The sequence below is a fragment of the Novosphingobium sp. FG90 genome, from assembly GCF_057808725.1.
In genome coordinates this window covers 1-22,461 of the sequence record NZ_JBMDIO010000009.1, presented here as the reverse complement: position 1 = coordinate 22,461, position 22,461 = coordinate 1, and the positions used below count along the sequence as shown (strand labels likewise).

Genomic DNA, 22,461 nt, shown 5'->3' with positions numbered 1-22,461 from the left:
TCAGACCTCCTCGAAGCTGATCATGACCTTGGCGGACTGCGGGCTCGCCGCGATCTCCAGGCCCTTCATGACGTCGCGGAACGGCAGCTTGTGGCTGATCATCGCGGCGATCTTGTCCTTGAGGCGCGGCATGGCTGCGATCACCTCGGGCATTTCGGTGGGGTAACCGACGGCGGTGGTTATGGTCATCTCGCTGGTCAGCATGCGACCGACCGGGAACTCCAGCGGCTTCATGTAGGCAGCGGTGATGACGAGACGCGCGTGGAACTTCGCCATCATGATCACTTGCGTCAGGATGTTCGGCGCCCCGGCCGCGTCTATGTAAGCATCGGTGCCGACGCCCACGCGCCCGTAGCTCGGTACTTCGCCATGAAGGCGCGCCAGTTCCGCGCGCAAGTCCACCTCGGCCGGGTTGAGCGCGGCCCGCACGCCGAGCGCCCGGGCGCGTTCCAGCCGCTCTTCCGAGAGGTCCAGCGCCACCACGTCGGTCACCCCGCGATCGATCAGCCACAGCAGCATGCCGAGCCCGATCGGCCCGCAGCCGAACACCACGACCTTGTCGCCGGGCTTCACCTCGGCCCGATTGACTCCGTGCATGGCGACGGCGAGCGGCTCGCACATGGCGGCGACGTCGTAGTCGATGCCCTCCGGGATCGGCAGGATCGATTCGCCCAGCCGCGCCTCGCGCACCAGCAGTTCCTGCGTAAAAGCGCCTTCGGGGCCGCCGGAGCCGATATTGCTCGGCGTCATCATCGGGTTGACGATCACCGCATCCCCGACCGCGATACCTTCGACGCCCGAGCCGACTTCCAGCACGTCCCCCGCGCCTTCATGGCCGAGCGCCGTCTCGACGCCGGGCGGGATGCCGCCCATCTTGATGTAGGAGAGGTCGGAGCCGCAAATGCCCACCGACTTCATCCGCACGACCACATCCAGCGGCCCGGCCTGCGGGCGCTCGTAGGGATCGACGCGGACGTCGCCGACACCGTGAATCTTGAGCAGTTCCATTGGCTGTCTCCTCACGGCCGGACCATGTATCCGCCGTCGATGGTGATCGTCTCACCGGTCATGAAGCTGCTGGCGTCCGAGCACAGGTAGGCGCCGATGCCCTCGAAGTCGGCGGGAAAGCCGGTGCGCTTCATCGGTATCGTCGGGGCGAAGTGCTGTGCCACCGCGTCGGCGCGGGCGCCCTCGCCCATCATCGGCGTGATGACGAGGCCCGGCGCGACCACGTTGGCGCGAATGCCCAGCGGGGCCAGTTCGATGGCAAGGCAGCGGATCGCCGCCGCCACCGCCGCCTTGGACGAGGCGTACTCCATCTTCCCCGGCAGTCCCTGGAACAGCGAGAGCGAACCGCAGGCGACCAGGCTGCCGCCCGACTCGTCCCCCGCCTCGACCCGCTCCTTCATCAGCCTCGCGCCTTCGCGCAGAGTGAAGAAGGCGCCGTGCAGCGCGGTCTTCTGGAAGTCGTACCAGTGATCGGTCGGCATCTCGAAGACCGAGTTGTAGCGCGGCGAAGCCCCGGAATTCGCGAAGACGCAGTCCACGCGCCCGAAGTCGGCCATGACCGCCTCATAGCCCTGGGCGATGTTCGCCTCTTCCGAAACATCGACCTGATAGGCGACGACTTTCCCCGCCCCGGCAGCTTCGAGTTCGGCCTTCGCCTTCGCGCTCTTCTCGGCGTTGCGCGCCCAGATCGCGAGGTCGCCGCCCATCTTCGCCACGCCCATCGCGAAGCCGAAGCCGATGCCGCCGTTGCCGCCGGTCACCACCGTCACCTTGCCCGCGCAGTCGAACAGGCTTTTCGCCATCCTTGTCTTCCTCTGTCCCAAACCGAGCCGTCATCGCGGCATGTTCACCGGCGCGATGTTCCTCGCGGGAGGATTGCCGGGCAAGCACGGCAGGCATAGAATTCGAGCCCTAACGTGGCGTCCGGGACACATTGCGGCCGACCTGCCGAAGATGACGCTGATGGAGATAAGGATGCCCGAGACGCACCGTTCGAAGATGTGCATCGACGCGCAACTGGAAACGCGCGGCGTGACCGCGCAGATCGTGCGCTTCGATATTCCCGACCCGACCGACACCGTCCATGCGGTCGGCCGGGACTACCACGTCAACATGTGCCTCACCCCCCGTCCGCTGCAATCGCGCGGCGGCTATCGCAAGCGATGGGGACCGCACCGACTGGAACGGCTGGGCGACATATTCGTGCTGCCGCCGGGCGAGGAACTCCACATCAAGGGCGGTACGGGGCGGCAGGCATCGCTGACCTGCACCATCGACGCGGGACTGGTGCACGACCTCGTCGGCCATCGCCTGACCTGGGACGACCCGCATCTTGCCGCCGCGCTCGACATCGGGAGTGCGCAAATACGCGCACTGCTGTTCCGCATCACCGCTGAGGTGCGCCATCCCGGCCTTGCCGCGCAAAGGATGCTGGGCTTTCTCGGCGGCGAACTGGCGATCGAACTGGGCCGTCACTGCCTTGAAGTGGCCGAGCGCCCGATGACCGGCGGGCTTTCCGGCTGGCGACTGCGGCTGATCGACGAGCGCCTTGCCGACGACCTCGCTGCGCCATCGCTGGAGGAACTGGCGAAGCTGTGCGCGCTTTCGGTGCGGCAACTCACGCGGGGGTTCCGGGTCAGCCGCGCCTGCTCGATCGGCGACTACATCGAGCAGCGCCGCATGGAGGCCGCCAAGCGGCTGCTGATGGAGGGCGAGAGCGTCAAGATCATCGCTTTCACCATGGGGTTTTCCTCTCCCTCCAGCTTCACCTTCGCCTTCCGCCGCGCCGTGGGAGCCAGCCCCAGTACCTTCCGCCAGAGGCAGGGGCGCGTTCTCACCGAGCCCGTCGGGTCTTGACCTGAATTCGACAGAAGGTCTGGTTTTAACAGGTCATCCGCGTTGCCACGGCGGGGCCTCGGCAGGCTATCTCGTGCCCATGAAAGGCCGACCGATCGGCCGCCGGGAAGAGGACAACCGCACCATGGCTACCACCGCCACCACCACTGGGCACCATCTGGGCTATGCCCTCGTCGAGCAGGCGATGAAGGAGACCGGGATCGACAGCTTCGACAACGACAGCTGGCGCGAGGGCTTCGACGTCTTCACCAAGTCGTTCAACGAAGGCATCGACAAGGGCTGGATGAGCGAGAACGGCATCGCCCGCGCCCGGAATGACACGCTGCATTACCTGCGTGGTCGCCTCAAGGTCTCGCAATACCTGCGCGAGAATCCGGAACTGCTGCAGCGCCCGGTCGAACGCCCGGTCTTCGTCATGGGCGTGCCGCGCACCGGCACCACGCTGATGTCGAACCTCCTCGCTGCTGACCCGTCGCGCCGTTCGCCGCTGACCTGGGAGATCGACGATCCGGTGCCGCCGGTCGCCTCGAACGCGCTGCTGACGACCGACCCGCGCGCGACAGCCCGGCTTGCGCAGGAGCAGGCCGCGCTGGAAGCCAATCCGGCCATGGGCAAGTACTATCGCGGCTCGGCGGTCTACCCCAACGAGTGCGTGTTCTTCATGGCGCACGATTTCAAGACGCTGATGATCGAGTCCAAGGGCAAGCTGCCGCTCTACAAGGACTTCATCTTCTCGTGCGATATGACCAGCGCCTATGAGTATCACAAGAAGTTCCTGCAGATCCTGCAGCAGCACACCAGCGGGGTCTGGAACGTCAAGAAGCCCAGCCACTCGCTGTGGCTGGAGACGATCTTCAAGGTCTATCCCGATGCCCGCGTGATCTGGACCCACCGCGATCCCTTCACCGCGACGGGTTCGCTGTGCTCGGTGATCTCGCTCAGCCACCAGGCGCACATGGGCCGGATCGATGCCGAGTGGCTGGCCGAGGACTATCCCTGGCAGGCGGCCGAGCACGCCAACCGCATCATGGATTTTCGCGACAAGTACGGCGAGGACAAGATCATCGACGTGCACTACGCCGACATCGTCGAGGACCCGGTCGCCGCGACGAGGAAGGTCTACGCGGCGCTGGGTGACGAATGGACCGCTGAGGCCGAAGCAGGCGTTCAAAAGTGGGTGGACGACAACCCGCAGGACAAGTTCGGCCGTCACGAATACAAGCTGGCGCAGTACGGCCTCACCAAAGACGCACTGGAGCCCCTCTTCGAGCGCTACCTCTCCCGCTACGACGTTGCGCGGGAGGGCTGAGATGCTCGAAGGGCTGCACTACCAGAACGCCTACATCTGTGACGATCTGGACGCGGGCATCGACCTGTTCCGGGGCCGTGGGCTTGTAAAGGAGCCCACGGTGATCCCGGTCGACCAGACGGTGCTGACGCCCTCCGGCCCGAAGCGGCAGAAGGGGCGCATCTGCTTCATCTGGATCGGCGATTTGCAGTACGAACTCATCGAGAACGAGATCGACGAGGTGGGAATCTATGCCAACTGCCTGTCGAATGGCGGCCCGCTGCGCTTCCACCATATCTGTTTCCGGGTGCCGGACTGGTCGGACTTTCGTTCGCGGGTGGACGCGCAGGAGTTCCCGATCGCCATGGAGCGCGACTTGACCGGCGAGCCGGAGGGCGGACTGAAGTTCCTCTATCTCGATGCCCGCAAGGTCTTCGGGCATTACATCGAATATACCTGGATGCCCGAACCGATGTGGCAGCATATCCGGGCGATGTGAGGAAGCCGCCGTGCGTTGTCACGCGGGGGCTTCGACAGGCTCAGCCTGAGCGGGACTGGAGATTTATCCAAAACCCGCTCACCCTGAGCTTGTCGAAGGGTCAGGCCATCACTCCCACCTCGCCGTAAAGCGTCGTCCGCTGCCGCAACCTGCGCCCGACGCTCTCGGCCGCCGCGCGCATGTCGGCGACTTCGGCCAGTTGCCCGTGCGAGGCGCCGGCCGCGCGGCTGATGCTCTCGTCCATGAGCACGCCGCCCAGATCGTTGGCGCCAGCCGCCAGAACCGCCGCCGCGCCGTCCATGCCCAGCTTCACCCATGAGACCTGGATCGAAGCGATCGCCCCGTGCAGCGCCAGCCGGGCGACCGCATGCATCATCACCGCCTCGCGCCAGGTCGGTCCCTTGCGGCATTGGCCCTTGCGATAGAACGGCGCCTCCATGTGGACCAGCGGCAGCGGCACGAACTCGGTGATCCCGCCGGTATCGAGTTGCAGGTTGCGCAGCGCCAACAAGTGCCGCGCCCAATGGAGCGGACTTTCCAGATGGCCGAACATGATCGTCGAGGTCGTCGGCAGCCCCACCCGATGCGCCGAACCGACCACGTCGAGCCATTCTGCCGTCGTCAGCTTGTCCGGACAGATCTTCGCACGCACATCGTCGCACAGGATCTCCGCCGCCGTGCCGGGAAGCGAGCCGAGCCCGGCATCGCGCAGCATCGAGAGGTAGTCCGACACCGGCATTCCCAGCGTCCGCGCGCCCTGGCTCACTTCCAGCGGCGAGAAGGCATGTACGTGCAGGTCGGGACACGCATCCTTCACCGCACGCAGGATCGAAAGGTAGGTCTCGCCGGTGTAGCGCGGATGGATACCGCCCTGCAGGCATACTTCCGTGGCCCCGCGCGCCACCGCCTCGCGGGCGCGGGTGGCGATCTCGTCGAGGTCAAGGTCATAGGGCTTGTCGCGATGGCCCGCCTTGCTGCTGGTCTTGGAAAAGGCGCAGAACGAACAGGAATGCGTGCAGATGTTGGTATAATTGATGTTGCGGTTGACGACGTAAGTGACGACGTCGCCGCGCACCTCGGCCCGCAGCGCATCGGCGGCTTCAACCACCGCCTGCGCAGCCGCTCCGCGTGTCGCGAACAGCGCTGCGATCTCTTCCTCGCCAAGCGCAAAGCCGCCCGCGGCGCGGTCGAGTATCCGGTGCAGGCGCGATGCCACGGGGCCATCGTGCCTTGCGCCCAACGGTGTGTGGACGCTTCCCGGCGCACGGTCCGCAACGCCCGGGCTCCAGCGACTGTCGCGCCCCAGCCCTTCCGCGTCGGCAAGCCGGAGAACTGCCGGACGAATCGCCGGATCGAGCCATCCTTGCGCCTCGACGAAGCGTGGATAGATCGTCAGCCGTTCGACCAGCGGCAATCCGGCGCGGGCGCATATCCCCTCCAACCGAGCGATTTCCGGCCACGGCGCTTCGGGGTTCACATGGTCCAGCGTCACCGGCGAGATGCCGCCCCAGTCGTCGATCCCCGCATCGATCAGTTCGACCAGGCGCTCGTCATTGAGGTTCGGCGGCGCCTGCACCGATACTTCGGACGGCAGGACGATCCGCGCGGCCGCCACGGTCCGCAGGAAGTCCGCCTCGCTCGCCTCGATCGCGCCGGACATCCGGGTGCCGGGCTTGGGGCAGAAGTTCTGGACGATGACTTCCTGCAGGTGGCCGTGCGAACGGTGCAGGTCGCGCAGGGCAACGAGCGCCTCCATACGCTCCACCGACGTCTCGCCGATGCCGATGAGCACGCCGCTGGTGGTGGGCACTTGCGCCCGCCCCGCCGCCGCCAGCGAGGCGAGGCGCACGCCCGGCGCCTTGTCCGGCGATCCATGATGGCACATGCCCTTGTCGAGCAGCCGTTCCGACGTGCTCTCCAACATCAGGCCGACCGACGCCGCGACCGGCCGCAGCGTCCGCCAGTCTTCCTCGTCCAGCACGCCAGCGTTGACGTGGGGCAGCAGGCCCGTCTCCTTGAGCACACGCCCCGCGCAGTGACGCACGTAGTCGATCGTGCGTGTGAAACCGCGTTCCGCCAGCCATTCGCGAGCCGCCGCATAGCGCCGCTCGGGCGCGTCGCCGAGCGTGAACAGCGCCTCCTTGCAGCCTGCAGCCGCTCCGGCGCGCGCGATCTCCAGCACTTCGTCTTCGGTAAGATAGGGCGCATGCAGCCGGGAGGGCGTCGTCGCGAAGGTGCAGTAGTGGCACACGTCGGCGCAGAGCCGCGTGAGGGGGATGAAGACCTTGCGCGAGTACGTCATCCGAGCCGGAGTGAGCGGCCCGCACCGCGCATCGCGCAACGCGCGCGCCTCCGCCAGCAGCGCGTCCAGAGGCGCCGAAAGGAGTCGGGTTATCAGTGCGTCGTCATCGCGTGCCATGGTCATCCTGTCTCGATACCGGCTGCGATCAGTGCTTCGCGCGCAAGCCTCTCCCGGTCACCGGCGTGGCACATGACTGTTGGGCAAACGGTGACCGAAAGCCCCCGCGCCCGCAAGTCCCCGGCATCGGCGGCATCGGCCTCGTCGATGATCAGATGGTCGATAAGATCGCCCCGGTGATCGGAGTAGTGATCGGCGATCGAAGCGTTGGCAACCGGCCTGCCCAGTTCCCCCAGCAGCTTGCCGAGCGGCCCCTTGAGCGAAGCGCCGCCCACCAGCGGCGAAACCGCCACGACCGGAACACGCCGCCGGGCAAGCGCATCGCGCACACCATCGATGCTGAGGATGGGGTCGACGCTGAGGTACGGATTCGATGGACAAACCACGATCGCGGCAAGGTCCTCGCGCGTCAGGGCGGCGGCGAAAGCAGGCGACGGTGCAGCTCCGGGGACGCCCTCGAAGCGGATGCCCGTCGCTACCGGCCGGCACTGCTCGGCGACGAAGTAGCGCTGGAAGTCCAGCCATCCCGCGGCGGTGCCCACCTGGGTGCGTATGGGCGCGTCGCTCATGGGAACTATCGCATGCGCGATACAGAGCTCGCGCGTCAGCCGCGCCGTCACTTGCGACAAGGTATCGCCCGCACGCAGCCGCCACGAACGCGCGATGTGCATCCCCATGTCACGATCGCCGAGGTTGAACCAATCCGCCTCTCCCAACGCGCGCAGCATGGCCATCGCCTGCCATGTCTCGTCCTTTACTCCCCAGCCCCGCGCCGTGTCGTTGAGCCCGGCGAGGGCATAGGTCACCGAATCGATGTCGGGGCAGATCGTCAGGCCAAGATGCTCGAAGTCGTCCCCGGTGTTGACCACGATGGTCAGGTCATCGGGCGCGAGCACGGCGGCAAGCCCTGCCGCCAGCTTCGCCCCGCCGACGCCGCCGCTGAGAGCGAGTACATGCTTTCCCGTCATCGAAACATGTCCTGTTCCACCGGCCGCAACCCGCTTGCCGCGCCCGGCCCATCCTCCTCGCAAGTCCAGTGTGCCGCGCCGCGCACGATGGCCACGGGCGTGCCTTCGTCTCCCTCGCCCATGGCCAGCGTCGCCATTGCCGCGACCGCGTCCGCAACGGCGATCACCGTTGCCTGCAGCGTGCGTCCATAGAGATCGACGCCGAGCCCTCGGCGATCCTCCAGCACCGCAAGCCCCGCACAGCCGATCGCAGTGCCGACCGTTCCGATGCGCCATGCTCGGCCCATGGAGTCTGCGATCACCACCGCCACTCGCACGCCGCTCGCCTCGGCCAGTTCCGCACGCAGGCGCCGCGCCGAGCCGTCAGGATCGCGCGGCCAGAGCAGCACCGTACCCGCATCTCCTCCCGCAACATTGCTGGCATCGATGCCCGCGTTGGCAAGAACGTGGCCGGTGCGATGCCGGGCGATAATGGCGGCGGGGTGCGGGCGCATGATCTCGGCGCTTTCGTCGAGGATCGCCTGTGCCATGGCGGGATCGCGGCCCGTCCGAACCGCCAGCGCGCGCGCCTCCTCTCCCGGCTTCACCCCGGCGAGGTCGATCGTGCGTCCCTCCACCTTGGAGACGATCTTCTGCGCCATCACGCATATATCGCCGTCGCGTAAGCCGTCACCCTCGGCGCCAAGTGCAGTGCAAATCGCTTGCGCAATCGACCCGCCGGCGGCGAACATGGGCAATCCGGCAAGCGGCCGCACGGTCAGTTCCCGAAGAGCGTTCATCCTGTTCTCCCGAACGACACCTTAGGTCCGCTGCCGACAACGACAATGCGCAGGCGTGAAACTTCGTGGGAGAGATAAAAGGCATGGCAAGCATCGCAGTCATCGGCGGCACCGGAGCGCTCGGAAAAGGCATCGCACGCAGGCTCGTCGCGTCCGGACATGCCGTAACGATCGGCTCGCGCTCCGCCGAAAAGGCGCAAGTAACCGCCGAGGAACTGGGCGCCGCAGGGCATGCCGCCAACGTCGATGCGGCGGAAGGCAAGGACGTAGTGATCGTGACCGTCCCCCATGCCTCGCAGGGCGATACGCTTGCACAGATCCGCGACCGCGTGGGCGACGCCGTGGTCGTGGATACGACTGTGCCGCTCGTGCCGCCCAAAGTCATGCGCGTGCAACTACCCGTCGAGGGCAGCGCCGCTGCACAGGCCCGCGCGCATCTCGGCCCCGATGCGCGGCTGGTGACGGCATTCCACAACGTCTCCGCCCATCACCTCGATTCCGACCATGCGATCGACTGCGACGTGCTGGTCTTCTCCGATGACGTCGCCGCGCGGCAGACGGTGGTGGACTTGTGCCCCGGCATGGGCCTGCGCGGGCTGTCAGGCGGTGCCCTTGCCAACTCGGCGGCCGCGGAAGCGTTGACCTCGATCCTTATCTACATGAACAAGACCTACAAGGCCGACGGCGCGGGCATCCGCTTCACAAATCTGGCCGAAGCGCCCGCAATCCCATGACTGTCTGGGCGCTCATCCCGGTCAAGGCACGCGGACGCGGCAAGACCCGCCTGGCTCCAGCGCTGCCCCCTCATGAGCGTGACAGGCTGGTCGAGGCGATGCTTTCCCGCGTGATCGACGCGGCAGCGGGCGCTGTAGACCGCACGATCCTGCTGGGACCACCGCGCGGCGCGCTGCCCTTCATCTTCGACGATCGTGACGGCCTCAACGCGGCGCTGGTAAACGCGCTGGAAATCCTGTCTCGGGGTGCTCCGCCCGATCGGCTGATCGTCGTCGCCGGCGACCTGCCGTGCCTCGGTGCACAGGACCTGCTTCAGCTTGCCGACCTGCCCCCCTGTACCCTCGGCATTGCGACCGATCGCCACGGCACCGGCACCAATGCGCTTTCGCTACCCTTGCCCAAGGCGGCAGGGTTTCGCTTCCAGTACGGCACCGGCAGCGCCAAACTCCACCGCGCGGCTGCGGAAACGCTGGGCCTGAACGCCGTGACGATCACCACGCCGGGTCTCGCGAAAGATATAGACGAGCCCGTCGACCTGGCCGATGCTGAACACTTGTTCGCTTTGGCGAACTGACCGTAAGGCCGCATACGGCCCCGTAACGCGGAGAGGCGAGTGCAGGCAAACGACATCGACCTGACCGGGCAAGTGGCCTTTGTGACCGGCGGGGGTGGCGGCATCGGGCGATCCATCGCGCTGTGCATGGCCGACATGGGCGCCGACGTGGCGATAATCGAGGCGATCCCGGAACGCTGCGCTCAGGTCACCGCAATGATCGAGGCGCGCGGACGCAAGGCGCTGTGCATCCCCGGCAACGTTATGGATGTCGAGGCCCTGCAAGGCGCGATCGCGCGCACCGCGGACACCTTCGGGCGGCTCGACGTGCTGGTGAACAACGCAGGCGGCGTGACCCGGCGCGGGTTCCTCGACCTCACCGAGAAGAACTGGCGACGGCACATCGACCTCAACCTGGTCAGTAATCTCGCCGCCACACAGGCGGCAGTGCCGGTCATGATCGCAGGCGGGCGCGGCGGCGCGATCGTCAATGTCACCAGCATCGAGGCGAGCCGGGCGGCGCCGGGCTATGCCGTCTATGCCGCGTGCAAGGCGGGCATCAACAATCTCACCCGCACCCTGGCGCTCGAATTCGCCGAGCATGGCATTCGCGTGAATACCATCGCGCCCGACTACACGGTGACGCCGGGAACGCGCGGCCAGTTCACCGGCCCCGTGGACGAGGCGGCGTGGTTCCAGCCCAGCCCCGCGCAGGTCGAGGGTATCCGCAAGCGCATCCCCGCAGGCCGCGCCGGGATCGACGAGGAATGCGGACGGGTCGCGGTGTTCCTTGCCTCGCCGATGGCCAGTTACGTCACCGGCACCATCATCCCGGTGGACGGGGGCTCGTGGGCCTCGGGTGGATGGGTGCGCGACCGCAACGACACATGGGTCCTGCCGCCCGAAGTCTCCGAATAACCGATAGAACGAGAGAGCGATGACCTTTACCCTCAGCACCAGCCTGCCCTTCGACCACATCGACAAGCCGCAGGAATGGGGCACCATGGAAACGCTGCACCAGATCGCGAAGGCGGTCGAGGCAGCCGGCTTCTACGCAGGCACCGTCACCGATCATCCCGTGCCCTCTTCGCGCTGGCTCGACAATGGCGGGCACTATGCGCAGGATCCTTTCGTCATGCTTTCGATGCTGGGCGCGGCCACGACCACGCTGCGGCTGCAGACGAACATCCTCGTCCTGCCCTATCGCAACCCGTTCATCACCGCGCGCGCCGTATCGAGTCTCGACCATTTCACCGGCGGGCGCATGATCCTCGGCCTGGGCGCAGGGTATATGAAGGCCGAATACAAGGCACTGGGCGTCGATTTCGACAGCCGCAACGACATCATGGACGAATACATGAAAGCCATGAAGCTGGCCTGGACGGGAGAGGATTTTACCTTCGAGGGCAACGGCTTCACCGCGCTCGGCAACCGCGTGCTGCCGACCCCTGCGCAGGCGCCGCATCCCCCGCTACTGGTCGGTGGCAACTCCAAGCGCGCGCTTCGCCGGGCGGTGGAACTGGGCGATGCCTGGCATCCGTTCTTCGTGCCCAAGGCCATCACCGACACCGCCCGCACCGCCAATCTCGAAGGCGACGAAGACATTCTGGAAGCCATCGCCTACATGGCCGCGCATTGCGAGAAAATCGGCCGTGAGACTCCGCCGAAGGTCATCGCCTCATCGACCTATTCAGTGAAGGCGGGCTGGAACGCCCAGGAAGCGCTGGATCATTTCGCCAACCTCAAGTCGCTTGGCGTCGATGGTTCCGGCGCGACGATCTACACCGAGACGCGCGCAGAATATCTCGAACAGGCGCAGAAGTTCGGGGAAGAGGTGATCGCGAAGATCGATTTCTGATCCCCGCCGTCGCGCTAAAATCGCCCTTCGACAGACTCAGGATAAGCGGAGAGACAGCAGCTGCCCATTAACCCCGCTCAGGCTGAGCTTGTCGAAGCCCCCTCAACCCTGCACTGCCGCCAACGCTTCGTGAAACGCACGGACCGCCGCTTCCTCGTCCCCGTTCCAGACTGCGCCTGACACCGCAAGGAAATCCGCGCCCGCCCGCACGAGGTCACCGCAGTTTTCCGGGGTGATCCCGCCGATAGCGACGCATGGAATCTCGAAGATCGACTGCCACCATTCCAGCACGTCCAGCCCGGCGACATGCTTGGTCACCTTGGTGGTGGTCGGGAAGAACGCGCCGAACGCCACGTAGTCCGCGCCATTCTCGCCCGCTTCCATGGCGAGATGACGGCTGGCGTTGCAGGTCACGCCGATCTGGGCATCGCGGCCGAGCGCCTGACGCGCTTCCTCGACGGTGCCGTCCTCCTGCCCGAGATGCACACCGTCCGCGCCGAGGCGCTTGGCAAGGCCGATCGAGTCGTTGATGATGAACGCGACTTCGCGGTCCCCGCAAATCTTCTGCAGCGGCTCGGCCAGACGCGCGGCCTCATGCTGGTCCACGTCCTTGACGCGGAACTGGAAGGCCGCGACCTCGCCTGCGTCCAGCGCGCGCGCCAGACGGTCGGGGAAGGCCCCGCCGACGTCGAGCGGCGAAATCAGGTAGAGCTTTGTGGGTTCGCGCGGAATGTCGGCTTGATCGTTCATGGCAGCTCTCTAGCCGCGCCGCGCGTCCACGCCAAGCATTCCGAGCACGCACGTTCGGGAACCGTTCAGGCGCCCGCGTGTTGCATGGCGCGCCATGAGGATACCGATAGCGCTCGCCCTGACCGGAGCTGCCCTGGCCGGCTGCACCGTGATCCCCCCGGCCGATCCGGCCCGGATGCAATCCTATCCGCAGGCGAGTGCTCCTCCGCCTCCCGCAGCGCCGCCGCCGTCAGCACCTCCGGCCACGAGCTATCCCGGCCCGGCGGTCACGCCGCCCTATACGCCCGCCCATAGCTATCCGCCGCCATCGGAACTCCCGCCCGCAGCGCCGCAGCCCTCGCTGACTTACGCCGCGCTCGGCCAGACGGTGACCGTGGGCGGTCCGCGCATCACCCCGCTGGCGGTGCTGGAGGACAGCCGTTGCCCGATGAATGCCCGCTGCGTCTGGGCCGGGCAAGTCCGCCTGCGCGTGCGCATCGACAGCGGACGCGGCGGCGAAGTCGAGGTGACCTCGGGCAAACCGGTGACGGTCGCCGACGGCACGCTCGAACTCGTCGAGGTTCAGCCCGACAAGGTCGCGGGCGGTGACAACCACGGCACTGTCGCGCAGTCGGCCTATCGCTTCGGCTTCCGCTTCATGGGCGGTTACTGAGCGCACGAAAAAGGCGGCGCCCTTTCGAGCGCCGCCTGTTCCCGTCCAGTCCCGAAGGATCAGGCTGCTGCGGCAGCCTCGGCCTTTTGGGTCGAACCTGCGTAGATCGCGTCGATGGCCTCGCCGAGAGCCGCGTCGAATTCCGCATCGCTCATCTGCGAACGCAGGTCCGAGAGCAGCGCGCGGCTGAAGCTGGCGATGATGCCCTTGTTCTTCGCCAGTTCAACGCAGGCTTCGGGACGGGCATAGCCGCCCGACAGCGCCACGACGCGCAGCACCTTGGGGTGATCGACCAGCGCATCGAACGTGCCCGGCACCACCGGCAGCGAGAGCTTGAGCATGACCTGCTTGCCTTCGGGCAGAGCGTCGAGGTTCTTGAGGATCTCATCGCGCAGGATCGTGTCGCACTCGGCGCGCGTCTCGCTCTTGATGTTCACCTCGGGCTCGATGATCGGCATCATCTCATGCGAGAGCACCTGAAGGCCGACCTCGAACTGCTGCTTGACCACCGCGGCGATGCCCTCGGCATTCGCCGAGTTGATCACCGAGCGCTCCTTGGTGCCGAACACGCCGAGCTTCTTGGAACGCGCCAGCAGCGTATCGAGCGTGGGATTGGGCTTCATCAGCTGGACGCCGTTGACCTCGTCCTCAAGACCCTTGTCGATCTTGATGAAAGGCACCACGCCCTTGGCGAGCAGCGCCTGCGGGGTCGGCACGCCATCGACGGTGCCGTCCATGGTACGCTCGAACAGGATAGCGCCGATGACCTTCTCACCGGTGAAGGCATCCGACGAAATGATCCGCGCGCGCATTTCGTGGATCAGGCCGAACATCTCCTCCTCGTTGGACCAGGTGCCTTCCTCGATACCGTAACCCTTGAGAGCCTTCGGCGTCGAACCGCCGCTCTGGTCGAGTGCGGCGATAAAGCCGTCACCGTCGGCCATCTTGGCCGTCATTTCCGAATACTGCATGGTTTCTCCTCCTGAGTTGTTCGGCAACTTGAAACAAAGCCTACGCTGCGCCCCCTCCGTTCGCAACTGCGGCATAATTCTTTTGGCGTTCAATTTGGTATAGCACGCGGCGGTATGTGGCGCGCCCGAGCGTGCATCATCACATTGAGCCTGCGGCGCAGCGGAATGTCCACGAAGCGAACGCAAAGCCAGCCGAGGGTCACGCAGGCTGCGAGGTAGACCGCGCCCATCAGCACCTCGTTCCAGCCGAGGTCGTCCTTGAAGTAGCGCAGCGGCTCCATGAGAGCCCAGTGCACCGCGTAAACTGCGTAGGACACTTCGCCGAGAAACCATGCGATCGGCATCAGTACGCGCGAGGGCTCCCCACGCGATCCCAGCCAGACCAGCAGCGGCGAGACGAGGACGGCGCAGGTCACGTCGTACCAGCCCTTCGGGATGAACGCCGGGTCCGCCACCAGCATCGCGACGATGGCGACGAGGCAGAAAACGCCCAGCCAGCCGGGATGGCGCACTTCCTTGGCCGGCAGCCCGGCGATCAGAACGCCTGCGGTGAACGACATCGTGGTGCGCAGCGTTGTGGTGCCCATCTGGCTCCACAACGGACCGAGATTCCCGCCATTGCGCGACAACACCTCCGGCACGAAGAAACAGGCAGCGACGATCGCCACGGCAATCTGTCCGATACGCGGCAGGCGGAACAGCACCAGCGCAAGGCCAAGGCTGGCGACGAGTTCGAAGAACAGCGACCACGCGGGCACGTTCATCGGGAACAGCGTGTTGGTGAAAGGCGACGGCAGCATCAGCAGGTTGGGCGGCAGCGACTTGGCGATCTTGGCGTAGCTGTACACGTCGCCCTTGCCCGTCCAGTGGTTCGAGATCGCCGACAGCGTGGTCACGACAAGGCCCGCGAGGAACAGCGGATAGAGCCGCACCACGCGCTGCTTCATGAAGCTCCAGGTCGTCAGCCCGTTTTGCCAGCGCGGCAGATAGGTTCGGCACAGCACGAAGCCGGAGAGCGCGAAGAAGAAGTCCACCGCGACATAGCCGTGCGGGGCCTGCGAGATGTTGTAGTGGAACAGCGCCACGGCAAGCGCGGCGACCCCGCGCATCCCGTCCAGCGTAACGTACCGGCCCTGCCATGGCGGTGCGGTTCGGTCACGGGAGGTCATGCGCAGGCCATCTCTCTCAAACAATCCCCGTCATCCCAGCGAAGGCTGGGACCGCTATCGCATCTTGAGGCGGTCAACTCTCGTCAGTGCGCCCGACCGATAGGCGGGCGCACTGACGAGAGCGGTCCCAGCCTACGCTGGGATGACGCCTCTTTTCCAATCAGACTTCCAACGCCGCGACGCCGGGCAGAACCTTGCCTTCCATCCACTCGAGGAAAGCGCCGCCCGCCGTCGAGATGTACGAGAAGTCCTTCGCTACGCCCGCGTGGTTGAGCGCCGCGACGGTGTCGCCGCCCCCCGCGACCGAAACCAGCGAGCCATCTGCCGTCAGCGCGGCGGCGGTCTTCGCCAGCGCCACGGTGGCGGCGTCGAAGGGCTCCATCTCGAACGCGCCGAGCGGGCCGTTCCACACCAGCGTGCGGCAGTTCTTGAGCACGTCGCCCAGCGTCTCCGCCGCGTTAGGACCGGCGTCGAGGATCATCTCGTCGGCCGCGACTTCGTGCACGTTGACGGTGCGCAGCGAGGGCGGGTTGGCTGCGAATTCCTTCGACACGACGACGTCGTAAGGAAGGTGAACGGTGCAGCCCGAGGCATCCGCCGTGGCGAGGATTTCGTTCGCGGTATCGGTCAGGTCATGCTCGCAAAGCGACTTGCCCACGTCCACGCCCTTGGCGGCGAGGAAGGTGTTGGCCATGCCGCCGCCGATGATGAGGTGATCGACCTGGGTGACAAGGTGCTTGAGCACGTCGAGCTTGGACGAAACCTTGGCCCCGCCAACGACGGCTGCGACCGGCTTTTCCGGCGTACCGAGCGCCTTTTCCAGCGCTTCCAGTTCGGCCTGCATCGAGCGACCGGCGTAGGCGGGCAGCACTCTGGCCAGCCCCTCGGTGGTGGCGTGGGCGCGGTGCGCGGCGGAGAAGGCGTCGTTGACGTAGAAGTCGGCGTTCGTGGCGATCGCGGCGGCCAGGTCAGCGTCGTTCTTTTCCTCGCCCTTCCAGAAGCGGGTGTTCTCGAGGATGGCGATGTCGCCGGCGCGCAGGATGCCGACGGCCTGCTTCACGATGTCGCCCGCGATCTCGGGTACGAACATCACTTCCTTGCCCAGCGTCTTCTCGACCGCACCGACCACCATCGACAGCGACTGGCTCGGCACGCGCTCGCCCTTGGGGCGGCCGAAGTGGGCGAGGAGGAGAACCTTGGCGCCCTTCTCGGAGAGTTCCAGCACGGTGGGCGCGGCGGCACGGATGCGGGTGTCGTCGGTGACGGCGCCGTCCTGCATCGGCAGGTTGAGGTCCACGCGCACCAGCGCGACCTTGCCGGTCACATCACCAAGGTCATCAAGGGTCTTGAAGGCGCTCATCTCTCGATCCTTATCTCGTCGCCGACGGCAATCTCGCCGTCCTCCAGCACCATGCCCAGTACGCCGCCCCGCCAGTCCGGCATGAGCGCGCCCTTGAGGCCCGGCACCACTTCCTCCATGCGGCTGCACGGATCGCATTCCATGGTAATCGCGATGCGCAAGGACTGCCCGATCGCCACGACATAGCCGGTTTCCCGTGGGAAACGCAGCCCTTCGACCAGCAGGTTCGCCCGGCGCGAATGCCAGACAGGCCGCTCGCCGAACAAGTCCGAGGCGTTCAGGTCGTCGAGGGCGGCGCGCCAGCTTTCGATCTCCATCAGGGAGACCTGCCGACGCGGCTTCCGGCCCGGACGCACCGCGCCGCGAAAGTCCCCCTGGACTCCCGCGGCGGCAGTAACGGCGACGGACCGTAGTTCCTCCATGCGCGCGCGAGGGCGTTGCCTTCGCGCGATACCCAGGAGGCGGCCCGTCCCCATCAAGGTCTCAGAGCAGGCCGCCCATCACGCCGGCTGTGTCGACCATGCGGTTGGAGAAGCCCCACTCGTTGTCGTACCACGACAGAACGCGCACCAGCTTGCCTTCGAGAACCGAGGTCTCGAGGCTGTCGATGGTGGACGAGTGCGAATCGTGGTTGAAGTCGATCGAGACCAGCGGTTCCTCGGTGTAGCCGAGCACGCCCTTGAGTTCGCCTTCCGCAGCGGCCTTGAGCAGCGCGTTGACTTCCTCGGTGGTGGTGTCGCGGCTCGGCACGAAGGTCAGGTCGACGACCGAGACGTTCGGGGTCGGCACGCGGATCGACGAACCGTCGAGCTTGCCCTTGAGGTCCGGGAGCACGAGACCGACGGCAACGGCGGCGCCGGTGCTGGTCGGGATCATGTTCATCGCAGCGGCGCGGGCGCGGCGCGGGTCGGAGTGGATCTGGTCGAGGATCTTCTGGTCGTTGGTGTACGAGTGGATCGTGGTCATCAGACCGCGCTCGATACCGATCTTCTCGTGCAGCACCTTGGCGAAGGGCGCCAGGCAGTTGGTGGTGCACGATGCGTTCGACACGACGGTGTGCTCGGCGGTCAGCGCGTCATGGTTCACGCCGTAGACGACGGTGAGATCGACGTTCTTGGCAGGCGCCGAGATCAGCACGCGCTTGGCGCCGGCTTCGATGTGCTTCGAGGCAGAGGCCTTGTCGGTGAAGAAGCCGGTGCATTCCAGCGCGATGTCGATGCCGTTGGCGGCGTGCGGCAGGTTAGCGGGATCGCGCTCCGCGGTCACCTTGATGCGCTTGCCGTTGATGATCAGGTCATCACCGTCCACTTCGACGGTGCCCGCAAACGCACCGTGGACGCTGTCGCGCTTGAAGAGGAGGGCATTGGCCTTGGCGCTGGCGAGGTCGTTGATCGACACCAGCTCGAGGTCATGGTCGGTACGCTCGAGAATGGCGCGGGCGACATTGCGCCCGATACGTCCGAAACCGTTGATCGCAACCTTGGTCGCCATAATCCTAATCTCCTCTTAGGTGGTATTCTTAGCTGCTGAGCTTTTCCAGAACCTGCGGCACGATCGCGTCGACGGTGAAGCCGAAGCGCTCGAACAGGACCTTGGCCGGAGCCGAGGCGCCGAAGCGGTCGAGACCGATGTTGAGGCCGCCATTGCGGCTGAATGCGGTGAAGCGCTCCCAGCCATGCGTCACGCCCGCCTCGATCGAGACGCGCAGGATCGACGGGTCGCTCGGCAGGACTTCGTGCTTGTAGGCCGCGTCCTGCGCCTCGAACAGTTCCATGCACGGCATCGAGACGACGTCCGCGCCAATGCCCTGTCCCTGCAGCGCGTCACGCACCTTGACGGCCAGTTCGACTTCCGAACCGGTAGCGATCAGGATCACCTTGCGGTCACCCTCTGCGCGGCGCAGCGTGTAGGCGCCGCGCGCCGAGAGCATCGTGCCCGAAGTGCGCAGCTGCGGCAGGTTTTGGCGGGTCAGCGCCAGGACCGACGGCGTCTCGGCGCTTTCCAGCGCGATCTGCCAGCACTCGGCGGTCTCGATCACGTCGGCCGGGCGGAACACGTAGAGGTTCGGGATCAAGCGCAGCGACATGACCGTCTCGACCGGCTGGTGAGTCGGGCCGTCCTCGCCGAGGCCGATGGAATCATGCGTCAGCACGTAGATCACGCGGGTCTGCTGCAGCGCCGACATGCGGATCGCGTTGCGGGCGTAGTCCGAGAAGATCAGGAAGGTGCCGCCGTAGGGGATCACGCCGCCATGCAGCGCCATGCCGTTCATCGCCGCCGACATGCCGAATTCGCGGATGCCGTAGTAGACGTAGCGACCGGCGTAGTCCTTGGCCGAAAACGCCGACTGGCACTTCGCCTTGGTGTTGTTCGAACCGGTCAGGTCGGCCGAACCGCCAACCATCTCGGGCACCAGCGGCGCGAGGACATTGAGCACGTTCTCGGACGCCTTGCGGGTCGCGACGGTGGTTTCGCTCTCCAGCCAGCCGGCGAAAGTCTTCGCGGCTTCGTCGCCCGAGGGCAGTTCGCCGTTCATGCGGCGGGTCAGTTCCGCGCCCTTGTCCGAAGCGGCAAGGCGGGCGTCCCACTCGGCGCGCAACTTCGCGCCCTTTTCGCCCAGCGAGCGCCAGTCGGCGAGAATCTCGGCCGGGATCTCGAACGGAGCGTGGGCCCAGCCGATGTTCTCGCGCGTCGCGGCGATCTCGGCGTCGCCCAGCGGCGAGCCGTGGACGTCGTGGCCGCCCTGCTTGTTGGGCGAACCCTTGCCGATCAGCGTGCGGCAAGCGACCAGCGTGGGCTTGTCCGAAGCGGCAGCCAGGCCCAGCGCGCGCTCGATGTCGGCGAAGTCGTGGCCGTCGCACTCGAACACGTCCCAGCCCGAAGCGCGGTAGCGTGCCGGAATGTCTTCCGAGGTCGAGAGCGAGGCGTCACCGTCGATGGTGATCTTGTTGTCGTCCCACAGGACCTTGAGGCGGCCCAGCTTCAGCGTACCGGCCAGACCGATCGCCTCGTGGTTGACGCCTTCCATGAGGCAGCCGTCACCGGCGATGACCCAGGTGTTGTGATCGACGAGGTCGTCGCCAAAAGTCGCGGCGAGGTGACGTTCGGCCATCGCCATGCCGACGGCCATCGCCACGCCCTGACCCAGCGGGCCGGTGGTGCATTCGATGCCTTCGATCAGGAAGTTCTCGGGGTGACCGGCGCAGACCGAACCGAGCTGGCGGAAGTTGCGGATGTCGTCCAGCGTCGGGCTGGCGTAGCCGGTCAGGTGCAGCAGCGAATAGATCAGCATCGAGCCATGGCCCGCCGACAGCACGAAGCGGTCGCGGTCGGCCCACTTGGGGTTGGCCGGATCGAACTTCAGGAACTTGGCGAACAGAACCGTGGCGACGTCGGCCATGCCCATCGGCATGCCGGGGTGGCCGCTATTCGCAGCCTGCACCGCATCCATCGAAAGCGCCCGGATGGCGTTGGCCATCGGCGCAAGACGGTCGGAAGCGAGGGTCATGGGATTACTCCGGGTACGCGCAGAATGCGGGACGATTCGAATTTCGCGACCCCCTTTAGGCAGAGGTCGCCTCCCGTCAAGTTCACCGCCCGATTTCACCCTCTTCACGCGCAGATCGGATATTGTCCTGCAGCCCATCGTATCTTCCGCACTATTCAAGCGCAGGCAAGTGACAAGATTGTGAACAACCCGCGCCAACTGCTTGCCCCGCCGCCACAACCGGCGCAGCGCTTGGCCATGGACAACCCGCTTAAGGGCCGGGCGATCGGCGCGGCCACCGAGGAAAGCGCATCCACGCGCGCCGTCTCCCTGCTAGCGCTCGACCGTATCGAGGCCGCGCTGACGCGGATCGAGAACGCCGCGCCCGCCTGCATCGCCAAGGGCGCAGACTTGCGCCGCCGTCACGAGGACCTGAAGGCGAGCATCAGCCAGTCGCTGTCCGGCCTCGACGAACTTCTCGCCCAGCGCGCTCAGGCGGAGGACGCCTGATGGGCAACGTCACTCTCGGGATTGGCGGGCGCGAATTTATGCTCGCCTGCGCGGACGGCGAGGAAGCGCATATCCTGCGCCTTGCCCGGCTGATCGATTCGAAAGCCACGGCCTCGGGCGCAGTCGGGCAGACCGAGACGCGGATGCTGCTGTTCGCCGCGCTGATGATGGCGGACGAACTGCACGAACTGCGCTCGCGCCCCGAACCGCAGGCGGTTCTGCCGATCGAGGTTCCGGCAATTCCGGCGCAATTCGCGGAAAGACTGGCGCGCATCGCCTCGCGCGTCGAAAATCTTGCCGACCTTCTTGAGACTGAAGCAACGAACGCCTAGATAGGGCGTGACGGGATCTGCCCGGCACGTGCCGTTCGAACATCCCTGAGGCTATAAGCAATCCATTGGGGGCTGTCCCTGCCCGGATCCTGGTCCGGAACACATGGTTCCCACCTGACGTCGAGGCGTCAGAGGATTTCTAGGAAACGACCCATGGTGGACCCGTCACCCCCCATTATTCTCGCCGACGAAAAGGCTGCGCTGCGCAAGCGCTTTCGTCAGGCTCGGGCCGAGCACGTCAAGGCCCTGCCTCAGGGCCTGCGCGCTCTTATTCTCAATCGCCCGCCCGCTCCCGCCCTTGCACTGATCCCCGAGGGCGCGACCGTCGGCCTCTATCATCCGGGCCCTTCCGAAGCGCCGTCGCTGGGCTGGGCGCGCTGGCTGTCGGAGAACGGGCGCCGCATCGCCCTGCCCTTCTTCCCCGCGCGCGAGGCGCCCATGGAGTTCCGCATCTGGGACAATCCGTGGGACGACGAAGCCCTCGTGTCGGGACCATGGCGGACGTTCCAGCCTTCGCATGAGAGCGAAAACGTCGCGCCAGACGTCGTGATCGTCCCGCTGGTGGCGTTCACCGCTGAAGGCCATCGTCTTGGCCAGGGCGGCGGCCATTACGACCGCTGGCTGGCGGCACACCCCGACGTCACCGCGATCGGGCTTGCATGGGACTGCCAGTTGGCCGAGGAACTGCCCGTCGAAGCCCACGACCGGCCGCTCGCCGCCGTGGTCACACCGACGCGGATATATAACGTATAGAGAGGACCTGACATGCGCGAGACACCGACCTGGCGAATCCCTTTCGGGGTGCTTCTGCTGGTCGTCGCACTGGGCCTCTATGCCATGCTCATCGCCAGCTACGTGCCCCTGCTCATCGGAGGGTGGAATGCGCTTGCGCAGACACCGGTTTACATCGCGCTGGGCGTCGTCTGGCTGCTCCCGCTCAAGCGATTCCTGATCTGGATGGAAACCGGTCGCTGGAGCGCGCCTCTCGGGAAATAAACGCCCCGAAAACGAAAAAGGCCGAGCGTTAGCCCGGCCTCTTCGTTCGATCGCTGCTGGAACCACTTCATAAGAAGTGGCGCGAGTGACGGGGCTCGAACCCGCGACCTCCGGCGTGACAGGCCGGCACTCTAACCAACTGAGCTACACCCGCGCAGCGATATATGTGAGGTTTTTAGACTACCTCAAGTCGCTGGATTACCAGCATTTTTCCCAAGTGGCGCGAGTGACGGGGCTCGAACCCGCGACCTCCGGCGTGACAGGCCGGCA

24 protein-coding genes and 1 tRNA gene are annotated in these 22,461 nt (G+C 66.1%); 12 read left to right on the top strand and 13 right to left on the bottom strand.

Annotation, left to right across the window (positions count from 1 at the left end):
- Both ACODRZ_RS10440 and ACODRZ_RS10435 read right to left on the bottom strand, forming a co-directional pair.
- Positions 1–1,008: a zinc-dependent alcohol dehydrogenase gene (locus ACODRZ_RS10440; protein WP_488970412.1), complete on the bottom strand. Its 1,008-nt coding sequence runs from the start codon at positions 1,006–1,008 to the stop codon at positions 1–3.
- Between the two features lie 11 nt (positions 1,009–1,019).
- Positions 1,020–1,811 (bottom strand): SDR family NAD(P)-dependent oxidoreductase, encoded by a 792-nt coding sequence (locus ACODRZ_RS10435; protein WP_488970411.1) that lies wholly within the window; start codon positions 1,809–1,811, stop codon positions 1,020–1,022.
- Positions 1,812–1,983: 172 nt separating this feature from the next.
- Between ACODRZ_RS10435 and ACODRZ_RS10430 the strand changes: the two genes are divergently transcribed.
- The 3 genes from ACODRZ_RS10430 (at position 1,984) to ACODRZ_RS10420 (ending at position 4,652) form a co-directional block, all read left to right on the top strand.
- Positions 1,984–2,865, top strand: a complete 882-nt coding sequence (locus ACODRZ_RS10430) for a helix-turn-helix transcriptional regulator (protein ID WP_488970410.1) — start codon at positions 1,984–1,986, stop codon at positions 2,863–2,865.
- A 124-nt stretch (positions 2,866–2,989) separates the two neighbouring features.
- Positions 2,990–4,174: a sulfotransferase family protein gene (locus ACODRZ_RS10425; RefSeq protein ID WP_488970409.1), complete on the top strand. Its 1,185-nt coding sequence runs from the start codon at positions 2,990–2,992 to the stop codon at positions 4,172–4,174.
- A gap of 1 nt (position 4,175) precedes the next feature.
- The gene (locus ACODRZ_RS10420) at positions 4,176–4,652 is read left to right on the top strand and encodes a VOC family protein (RefSeq protein ID WP_488970408.1); all 477 of its coding nucleotides are present in this window, start codon (positions 4,176–4,178) and stop codon (positions 4,650–4,652) included.
- A gap of 100 nt (positions 4,653–4,752) precedes the next feature.
- On the opposite strand, the gene cofH is transcribed toward ACODRZ_RS10420, so the two are convergent.
- The 3 genes from cofH to cofE are packed head-to-tail and all read right to left on the bottom strand — an operon-like array spanning position 4,753 to position 8,818.
- Positions 4,753–7,071: a 5-amino-6-(D-ribitylamino)uracil--L-tyrosine 4-hydroxyphenyl transferase CofH gene (gene cofH, locus ACODRZ_RS10415; RefSeq protein ID WP_488970407.1), complete on the bottom strand. Its 2,319-nt coding sequence runs from the start codon at positions 7,069–7,071 to the stop codon at positions 4,753–4,755.
- A 2-nt stretch (positions 7,072–7,073) separates the two neighbouring features.
- Positions 7,074–8,039 carry a 2-phospho-L-lactate transferase gene (gene cofD / locus ACODRZ_RS10410; protein ID WP_488970406.1) on the bottom strand — a complete coding sequence of 322 codons (966 nt, stop codon included), beginning with the start codon at positions 8,037–8,039 and terminating at the stop codon, positions 7,074–7,076.
- Positions 8,036–8,818, bottom strand: a complete 783-nt coding sequence (cofE, locus tag ACODRZ_RS10405; protein WP_488970405.1) for a coenzyme F420-0:L-glutamate ligase — start codon at positions 8,816–8,818, stop codon at positions 8,036–8,038. The genes cofD and cofE overlap by 4 nt, the downstream gene beginning before the upstream one ends.
- Before the next feature lie 83 nt (positions 8,819–8,901).
- Here cofE and npdG point away from each other — a divergent pair, with 83 nt between their 5' ends.
- Genes npdG through ACODRZ_RS10385 form a run of 4 tightly spaced genes read left to right on the top strand, consistent with a single transcriptional unit; the run spans position 8,902 to position 11,964 of the window.
- On the top strand, positions 8,902–9,552 hold the full coding sequence (npdG, locus tag ACODRZ_RS10400) for an NADPH-dependent F420 reductase (protein WP_488970404.1): 651 nt from the start codon (positions 8,902–8,904) through the stop codon (positions 9,550–9,552).
- On the top strand, positions 9,549–10,127 hold the full coding sequence (gene cofC / locus ACODRZ_RS10395; protein WP_488970403.1) for a 2-phospho-L-lactate guanylyltransferase: 579 nt from the start codon (positions 9,549–9,551) through the stop codon (positions 10,125–10,127). Before npdG ends, cofC begins: the two co-directional genes overlap by 4 nt.
- A gap of 39 nt (positions 10,128–10,166) precedes the next feature.
- Positions 10,167–11,024 (top strand): SDR family NAD(P)-dependent oxidoreductase, encoded by an 858-nt coding sequence (locus tag ACODRZ_RS10390; protein ID WP_488970402.1) that lies wholly within the window; start codon positions 10,167–10,169, stop codon positions 11,022–11,024.
- Positions 11,025–11,043: 19 nt separating this feature from the next.
- Positions 11,044–11,964 carry a TIGR03619 family F420-dependent LLM class oxidoreductase gene (locus tag ACODRZ_RS10385; RefSeq protein ID WP_488970401.1) on the top strand — a complete coding sequence of 307 codons (921 nt, stop codon included), beginning with the start codon at positions 11,044–11,046 and terminating at the stop codon, positions 11,962–11,964.
- 102 nt (positions 11,965–12,066) lie between these two features.
- Here the strand turns inward: ACODRZ_RS10385 and thiE are convergent, their stop codons facing one another.
- Entirely contained in the window at positions 12,067–12,714 is a 648-nt protein-coding gene (thiE, locus tag ACODRZ_RS10380; RefSeq protein WP_488970400.1) for a thiamine phosphate synthase, read from the bottom strand.
- A gap of 94 nt (positions 12,715–12,808) precedes the next feature.
- Between thiE and ACODRZ_RS10375 the strand changes: the two genes are divergently transcribed.
- Positions 12,809–13,366 carry a hypothetical protein gene (locus ACODRZ_RS10375; protein ID WP_488970399.1) on the top strand — a complete coding sequence of 186 codons (558 nt, stop codon included), beginning with the start codon at positions 12,809–12,811 and terminating at the stop codon, positions 13,364–13,366.
- Between the two features lie 59 nt (positions 13,367–13,425).
- Here the strand turns inward: ACODRZ_RS10375 and ACODRZ_RS10370 are convergent, their stop codons facing one another.
- The 6 genes from ACODRZ_RS10370 to tkt all read right to left on the bottom strand — a co-directional run bounded on the left by ACODRZ_RS10370 (position 13,426) and on the right by tkt (position 20,374).
- On the bottom strand, positions 13,426–14,337 hold the full coding sequence (locus ACODRZ_RS10370; protein WP_488970398.1) for a fructose bisphosphate aldolase: 912 nt from the start codon (positions 14,335–14,337) through the stop codon (positions 13,426–13,428).
- An 89-nt stretch (positions 14,338–14,426) separates the two neighbouring features.
- A complete protein-coding gene (locus tag ACODRZ_RS10365) occupies positions 14,427–15,506 on the bottom strand; it encodes an acyltransferase family protein (RefSeq protein WP_488970397.1) in 1,080 nt (359 codons plus the stop codon).
- A 160-nt stretch (positions 15,507–15,666) separates the two neighbouring features.
- A complete protein-coding gene (locus tag ACODRZ_RS10360; RefSeq protein ID WP_488970396.1) occupies positions 15,667–16,866 on the bottom strand; it encodes a phosphoglycerate kinase in 1,200 nt (399 codons plus the stop codon).
- Positions 16,863–17,288, bottom strand: coding sequence for an MOSC domain-containing protein (locus ACODRZ_RS10355; protein WP_488970395.1), 426 nt, complete (start codon positions 17,286–17,288; stop codon positions 16,863–16,865). The genes ACODRZ_RS10360 and ACODRZ_RS10355 overlap by 4 nt, the downstream gene beginning before the upstream one ends.
- Positions 17,289–17,349: 61 nt before the next feature.
- The gene (gene gap / locus ACODRZ_RS10350) at positions 17,350–18,357 is read right to left on the bottom strand and encodes a type I glyceraldehyde-3-phosphate dehydrogenase (RefSeq protein WP_488970394.1); all 1,008 of its coding nucleotides are present in this window, start codon (positions 18,355–18,357) and stop codon (positions 17,350–17,352) included.
- A gap of 28 nt (positions 18,358–18,385) precedes the next feature.
- On the bottom strand, positions 18,386–20,374 hold the full coding sequence (tkt, locus tag ACODRZ_RS10345; RefSeq protein ID WP_488970393.1) for a transketolase: 1,989 nt from the start codon (positions 20,372–20,374) through the stop codon (positions 18,386–18,388).
- A gap of 237 nt (positions 20,375–20,611) precedes the next feature.
- On the opposite strand from tkt, the gene ACODRZ_RS10340 reads away from it, so the two are divergent.
- From ACODRZ_RS10340 to ACODRZ_RS10325, 4 genes are all read left to right on the top strand, one after another.
- Positions 20,612–20,863, top strand: a complete 252-nt coding sequence (locus ACODRZ_RS10340; protein ID WP_488970392.1) for a hypothetical protein — start codon at positions 20,612–20,614, stop codon at positions 20,861–20,863.
- Entirely contained in the window at positions 20,863–21,195 is a 333-nt protein-coding gene (locus ACODRZ_RS10335) for a cell division protein ZapA (protein WP_488970391.1), read from the top strand. The genes ACODRZ_RS10340 and ACODRZ_RS10335 overlap by 1 nt, the downstream gene beginning before the upstream one ends.
- Before the next feature lie 153 nt (positions 21,196–21,348).
- On the top strand, positions 21,349–21,948 hold the full coding sequence (locus tag ACODRZ_RS10330; RefSeq protein ID WP_488970390.1) for a 5-formyltetrahydrofolate cyclo-ligase: 600 nt from the start codon (positions 21,349–21,351) through the stop codon (positions 21,946–21,948).
- 12 nt (positions 21,949–21,960) lie between these two features.
- Positions 21,961–22,191 (top strand): DUF2842 domain-containing protein, encoded by a 231-nt coding sequence (locus ACODRZ_RS10325; RefSeq protein WP_488970389.1) that lies wholly within the window; start codon positions 21,961–21,963, stop codon positions 22,189–22,191.
- A 77-nt stretch (positions 22,192–22,268) separates the two neighbouring features.
- Here the strand turns inward: ACODRZ_RS10325 and ACODRZ_RS10320 are convergent.
- Positions 22,269–22,345, bottom strand: a tRNA-Asp gene (locus ACODRZ_RS10320).
- Between the last annotated feature and the right edge of the window lie 116 nt (positions 22,346–22,461).